The sequence below is a fragment of the Pseudomonas sp. EGD-AK9 genome (genome assembly GCF_000465935.2).
In the GTDB taxonomy this organism is placed as follows: domain Bacteria; phylum Pseudomonadota; class Gammaproteobacteria; order Pseudomonadales; family Pseudomonadaceae; genus Aquipseudomonas.
In genome coordinates this window covers 1-6,063 of sequence record NZ_AVOF01000204.1, presented here as the reverse complement: position 1 = coordinate 6,063, position 6,063 = coordinate 1, and the positions used below count along the sequence as shown (strand labels likewise).

Genomic DNA, 6,063 nt, shown 5'->3' with positions numbered 1-6,063 from the left:
GCCATCGAGGCCGCGCGGGCCGGCGACGCTGGCCGCGGCTTCGCCGTGGTCGCCGACGAGGTGCGGGCGCTGGCCCATCGCACCCAGCAGTCGACCCAGGAAATCGAGCAGATGATCGGCGGCATCCAGAGCGGCACCGACCAGGCCGTGGGGGCGATGCACAGCAGCAACGGCCGCGCCCGTTCCACCCTGGAGGTGGCGCAGGCCGCCGGCACGGCGCTGGAGCAGATCGCCCAGGCGATCGCCTCGATCAACGAGCGCAATCTGGTGATCGCCAGCGCCTCGGAAGAGCAGGCGCAGGTGGCGCGCGAGGTGGACCGCAACCTGGTCAACATCCGCGACCTGTCGCTGCAGAGCTCGGCCGGTGCCAACCAGACCAGCGCCGCCAGCCAGGAGCTGTCGCGCCTGGCGGTGGACCTGAACAGCCTGGTGGCGCGCTTCAAGGTCTGAGGCCGACAGGGGGCTGCCGGCGAGCCAGGCTGATCGCAAGGCTTTCTGATGCAGCAACGAAAACGGCGCCCGCAGGCGCCGTTGTCTTTACTGCCGGGCAGCTGTCACTTGCCGGCCCAGCGCTTGAGCACCAGGGTGGCGTTGGTGCCGCCGAAGCCGAAGCTGTTGCTCATCACGGTGTCGAGCTTGGCGTTCTCCACGGTCTTGAGCTGGATCGGCAGGTCGGCCAGTTCCGGATCGACTTCCTCGATGTTGGCCGAGGCAGCGATGAAGTTACCTTCCATCATCAGCATGCAGTAGATCGCTTCCTGCACGCCGGCGGCGCCCAGGCTGTGGCCGGACAGGCTCTTGGTCGAGCTGATGGCCGGCGCCTTGTCGCCGAACACCTCGCGCACCGCGCGGCTCTCGGCGACGTCGCCGACCGGGGTGGAGGTGCCGTGGGTGTTGAGGTAATCAATCGGCGTGTCGACGGTGGCCAGGGCCTGCTGCATGCAGCGCACCGCGCCTTCGCCGCTCGGCGCGACCATGTCGTAGCCGTCGCTGGTGGCGCCGTAGCCGACGATTTCGGCGTAGATCTTCGCGCCGCGGGCCAGGGCGTGTTCCAGCTCCTCGACCACCACCATGCCGCCGCCGCCGGCGATGACGAAACCGTCACGCTTGGCGTCGTAGGCGCGCGAGGCCTTGTCCGGGGTTTCGTTGTACTGGGTGGAGAGGGCGCCCATGGCGTCGAACAGGAAGCTCTGGCTCCAGTGTTCTTCTTCGCCGCCACCGGCGAACACCACGTCCTGCTTGCCCATCTGGATCTGTTCCATGGCGTGGCCGATGCAGTGAGCACTGGTGGCGCAGGCCGAGGAGATCGAGTAGTTCACGCCCTTGATCTTGAACGGCGTGGCCAGGCAGGCGGAGACGGTGCTGCCCATGGTGCGCGGCACGCGGTACGGGCCGACGCGCTTGACGCCTTTCTCGCGCAGGATGTCGAGGGCTTCCATCTGGTTGAAGGTGGAGGCGCCGCCGGAACCGGCGATCAGGCCGGTGCGCGGGTTGGAGACCTGTTCCTCGCTGAGGCCGGCGTCCTTGATCGCCTGCTCCATGGACAGGTAGGCGAAGGCGGCGGCGTCGCCCATGAAACGGTAGACCTTGCGGTCGATCAGCTCTTCCAGGTTCAGGTCGACCGAACCGGAGACCTGGCTGCGCAGGCCCATCTCGGCATAGGACGGGTTGAAACGGATGCCCGACTTGCCGGCACGCAGGCTGGCGGCTACGGCTTCTTTGTCAGTGCCCAGGCAGGAAACGATGCCCAGACCGGTGATCACTACACGACGCATGTGCAAGTCCTTCAGAAACTGTCGGTGGAGGTGAACAGGCCGACGCGCAGGCCTTCGGCGCTGTAGATCTCGCGTCCGTCGACGCTGACGCTACCGTCGGCGATGCCGAGGATCAGCGAGCGGCTGATGGTGCGCTTGATATGGATGTTGTAGGTGACCTTCTTCGCCGTCGGCAGCACCTGGCCGAAGAACTTCACTTCGCCCGAACCCAGGGCGCGGCCGCGGCCGGGGTTGCCCTGCCAGCCGAGGTAGAAGCCGACCAGCTGCCACATGGCGTCGAGACCGAGGCAGCCGGGCATGACCGGGTCGCCCTCGAAGTGGCAGCCGAAGAACCACAGGTCCGGATTGATGTCGAGCTCAGCGACGATTTCGCCCTTGCCGTGCTTGCCGCCGGTTTCGCTGATGTGAACGATGCGGTCGATCATCAGCATGTTCGGGGCGGGCAGTTGCGCGTTCCCCGGACCGAACAGTTCGCCGCGGCTGCAGGCGAGCAGGTCTTCCCGGGTATAGGCGTTTTGTCTTGTCATGCGAGCTCCTCAATTGTCCCCACGCTTCTAAGGCTGGGCGAATCGTCCTGGCCGGCCACGCCTGGTAGGCGTCTGCCGGCAGCCTAGTCATAGACTGTTGCGTTGTGGTGAAAGTCACAGCGCGGTGAGTACAGTTGTACTCCGCTGCCGCGGCCTTGTCACAGCCGCCGGCATTTCTCCTTGTAACCCCGCCACCGCGCCGCTGCCACTCGCCTATGGTCGGGGTGGCAGCCAGCGCTGCAGGATGTGTTGCAGATCCGCGCGCTTGAAGGGCTTGGCCAGGTAGTCGTTCATCCCCGCGGCCAGGCAGGCCTCGCGGTCGCCCTGCAGGGCGTTGGCGGTCAGGGCGATGATCGGTATCTGCTGGCCTCTGGCCTGCTGGCGGATCTGCCGGGTGGCTTCGTAACCGTCCATCAGCGGCAGCCGGCAATCCATCAGGATCGCTGCGTAATCGTGCTGGGCGAAGCTGTGCAGCGCCTGCTGGCCGTCGCCGACCAGGCTGACCTGGTAACCCAGGCTGCGCAGCATGGCTTCGATCACCGTCTGGTTGACCGGGTTGTCCTCCACCAGCAGCACCGGTTGGCCGTCGCCGCCCGGCTTGACGCTCTCGCTGGCCTGTTCCTGTTCGCTGCGCTGGCGGAACGGCAGGGGAATCTCCAGGGTGAACACCGAACCGGCGCCGACCTCGCTCTCGGCGCGCAGGGTGCCGCCCATGCGCTCGGCCAGGGTGCGCGCGATGGGCAGGCCGAGGCCGGTGCCGCCGTAGCGGCGGGAGATCGAGGTATCGGCCTGCTGGAAGGCGTCGAACATGTGCTCCAGGCGCTCGGCGTCGATGCCGATGCCGCTGTCGTGCACCGCGCAGGTGAACCACAGCACCTGCTCGTCCAGCGGTTGCCAGCGGGTTTCCACGCGGATGCCGCCATCTTCGGTGAACTTCAGCGCATTGCCGATCAGGTTGACCAGGATCTGCCGGATGCGCGTGGGGTCGCCGCGCATCTCCAGCTGCTCCAGCCCCGGCTGGCTGTCCAGTTGCAGCTGCAGGCCGCGCTGCTGGGCACTGTGCTGGAACACCTGGATCGAGCCCTGCAGCAGCTCCGGCAGGTTGAAGGGGATGGCCTCGAGCTCCAGCGCGCCGCGCTCGATACGGGAGAAGTCGAGGATGTCGTTGATCACCTTGAGCAGGTGCTCGGTGGATTCGGTGGCCAGCGCCGCGTACTCGGCCTGCTCGTCGTTGAGACTGGTGGTCTCCAGCAGCTGCAGCATGCCCAGTACGCCGTTCATCGGCGTGCGCAGCTCATGGCTCATCATCGCCAGGAAGTCGGACTTGGCGCGGTTGGCCTGCTCGGATTCCTCGCGCGCCTGGATCAGTTCGGCGATTGCCTGCTGCTGCTCGCGGCCGCTGCGATCCAGGGCGCTGGCGAGGTCGTTGATGTGCCGCGCCAGGTCGGTCAGCTCGTCGTTGCCGAGCTCGGCCAGCGCCGGGCGGTAGTCGCCGGCCTGGATGCGTTCCAGGGCCTGGCCCATGGCGCTCAGCGGCTGCGCCAGGCGGCGGGCCAGGCGGCGGGCGAGGAGGAAGGTCAGCAGCAGGGCCAGCAGCGACAGCACCCCGGCCTTGAACAGGATTTCCTGCTGGCGGGCGTTGAAGGTGTCGTTGGACATGCCCACCACCACCCGTCCCAGGTAGCCGTCGGCGAGCGTCTTGCCGTGCGGCACCGCACTTTGCGCGCCGGCTGGCGGGCGCTGCAGGCGGATCGGCGCCTGGAACACCTCCACCTGCGGCGTGCTGTGGCCCTGTTCCTTGGGCCGCTCGACGTAGACCAGGATGTTGTCGTCGCGGTCGCGCACCTCGGCGAAGCGCACGTCCGGCGTGCTCAGGGTGGCGCGCAGCAGGTTTTCCAGGGCGCCCAGGTTGCCGTTGAGCACGCCGTACTCGCTGGCCGGGGCCAGCTGGTTGGCGATCAGCTGGCCGGTGTGGCCCTGCTCCTGGCGCAGGTCCTGCAGGCGGGTGAAGGTTAGAAAACCGGTCAGCAGCAGGGTCAGCAGCAGGGCCGGGCCGACGCTGATCAGCTGGGTGCGCGTGTGGATGTTCCAGCCGCGGCGCTGGCTCATGGTCGTACTGTCCCTGTCGGAGTGCGGCGCTGCCGGCGGCTGTAGCGGGCAGGGCGGGGCAAGGGGCTGCCTGTGGGCACGGGTCGTCCTTGGCAAATTACGTCGAGCCGGCATGTTAACCGACCCGGCGCGCTTTGCCAGCGCCAGGCGCGCGCACTCTGCGCCATTTCGCGTTTGCCCGCCGGGACCGATGCGGCACGGCGAACTTTTGCCCTGGCCGGTCACTCGCGGCTCCGTATAATGCCTGCAGACCGCCATCGCGCATGGCCCCATTCGGAAGTGTTATGACAGAGCTTCAACCCATTGCCGTACTCGGCGGCGGCAGCTTCGGCACCGCCCTGGCCAATCTGCTGGCGGAGAACGGCCAGCGCGTCCTGCAGTGGATGCGCGACCCCGAGCAGGCCGAGCAGATGCGCCGCAGCGGCGAGAATCCGCGCTACCTCAAGGGCGTCAAGCTGCACCCGGGCATCGAACCGACCAGCGACCTGACCGGCGCCCTGCAGCAGGCCGAGCTGGTGCTGGTCGCGCTGCCCTCCAGCGCCCTGCGCGAGGCGCTGCAACCGGTGGCCGGATTGTTCGCCGGCAAGCTGCTGATCAGCACCACCAAGGGCATCGAGGCCAAGACCTTCAAGCTGATGAGCCAGATTCTCGAGGAAATCGCCCCCGACGCGCGCATCGGCGTGCTGTCCGGGCCGAACCTGGCCAAGGAAGTGGCCGAGCACGCGCTGACCGCCACGGTGATCGCCAGCGAGGACGAAGCGCTCTGCCTGCGCGTGCAGCAGGCCCTGCACGGTCGCACCTTTCGCGTCTACGCCAGCGCCGACCGCTTCGGCGTCGAGCTGGGCGGCGCGCTGAAGAACGTCTACGCCATCATGTCCGGCATGGCCGCGGCCCTCGGCATGGGCGAGAACACCAAGAGCATGCTGATCACCCGTGCCCTGGCCGAGATGACCCGCTTCGCCGTCAAGCTGGGGGCCAACCCCATGACCTTCCTCGGCCTGGCCGGGGTGGGCGACCTGATCGTCACCTGTTCGTCACCGAAAAGCCGCAACTATCAGGTCGGTTTCGCCCTCGGCGAAGGCCTCAGCCTGGACGAGGCGGTGCAGCGCCTGGGCGAAGTCGCCGAAGGGGTCAATACTCTCAAGGTGCTCAAGGCGCGCGCCGAGGAGCTGGAGGTGTACATGCCGCTGGTCGCCGGGCTGCACGCCATCCTGTTCGAGGGGCGCACGCTGGCGCAGGTGATCGAGTTGCTGATGCGCGGCGAACCCAAGACCGACGTCGATTTCATTCCCACCGCGGGTTTCTAAGGAGCAAGTGATGAACGATGAGAAGCAGGAGCTGGAACGCGAGTCGATCCTGTTGCGCATTCTGTGGATGGTGATCTTCGTCATCGTCTGGCAACTGGCCGAGCTGCTGCTCGGCGCCGTGGTGCTGCTGCAACTCGGCTATCGCCTGTTCTACGGCGCGCCGAACGCCAGCCTGCTGGGTTTCGGCGACAGCCTCAGCCAGTACCTGATGCAGATCGGCCGTTTCGGCACCTTCAACAGCGATGAGAAGCCCTGGCCGTTCGCCGACTGGCCGACCCCGCGCGCGCCGCAAGGCGAGGCCGCCCATAGCATCCCGCCGGCGCCGCACCCGGTGCGCGACGAGGA

General features: G+C 67.4%; 6 protein-coding genes. 3 read left to right on the top strand and 3 right to left on the bottom strand.

What is annotated here, in order from left to right; all coding sequences use genetic code 11:
- Positions 1-450, top strand: a 450-nt coding sequence (locus N878_RS10900) for a methyl-accepting chemotaxis protein (protein WP_021443688.1), incomplete at its 5' end; no start/stop codon positions are given.
- A gap of 104 nt (positions 451-554) precedes the next feature.
- Here N878_RS10900 and fabB read toward each other — a convergent pair.
- The 3 genes from fabB to N878_RS10885 all read right to left on the bottom strand — a co-directional run bounded on the left by fabB (position 555) and on the right by N878_RS10885 (position 4,411).
- Positions 555-1,775 (bottom strand): beta-ketoacyl-ACP synthase I, encoded by a 1,221-nt coding sequence (gene fabB, locus N878_RS10895; protein ID WP_021443687.1) that lies wholly within the window; start codon positions 1,773-1,775, stop codon positions 555-557.
- Between the two features lie 11 nt (positions 1,776-1,786).
- Positions 1,787-2,302 (bottom strand): 3-hydroxyacyl-[acyl-carrier-protein] dehydratase FabA, encoded by a 516-nt coding sequence (fabA, locus tag N878_RS10890; protein WP_021443686.1) that lies wholly within the window; start codon positions 2,300-2,302, stop codon positions 1,787-1,789.
- A gap of 213 nt (positions 2,303-2,515) precedes the next feature.
- A complete protein-coding gene (locus N878_RS10885) occupies positions 2,516-4,411 on the bottom strand; it encodes a response regulator (protein ID WP_021443685.1) in 1,896 nt (631 codons plus the stop codon).
- Between the two features lie 284 nt (positions 4,412-4,695).
- On the opposite strand from N878_RS10885, the gene N878_RS10880 reads away from it, so the two are divergent.
- The gene (locus N878_RS10880) at positions 4,696-5,718 is read left to right on the top strand and encodes an NAD(P)H-dependent glycerol-3-phosphate dehydrogenase (protein ID WP_021443684.1); all 1,023 of its coding nucleotides are present in this window, start codon (positions 4,696-4,698) and stop codon (positions 5,716-5,718) included.
- 10 nt (positions 5,719-5,728) lie between these two features.
- Positions 5,729-6,063: DUF4389 domain-containing protein (locus N878_RS10875; protein WP_021443683.1), on the top strand; the 335-nt coding region annotated here is incomplete at its 3' end.

What these genes read in the sequence shown, in the direction of transcription:
- fabB (WP_021443687.1), bottom strand. Translation starts at nt 1,775, where the DNA reads ATGCGTCGTGTAGTGATCACCGGTCTGGGCATCGTTTCCTGCCTGGGC.
- fabA (WP_021443686.1), bottom strand. Translation starts at nt 2,302, where the DNA reads ATGACAAGACAAAACGCCTATACCCGGGAAGACCTGCTCGCCTGCAGC.
- N878_RS10885 (WP_021443685.1), bottom strand. Translation starts at nt 4,411, where the DNA reads ATGAGCCAGCGCCGCGGCTGGAACATCCACACGCGCACCCAGCTGATC.
- N878_RS10880 (WP_021443684.1), top strand. Translation starts at nt 4,696, where the DNA reads ATGACAGAGCTTCAACCCATTGCCGTACTCGGCGGCGGCAGCTTCGGC.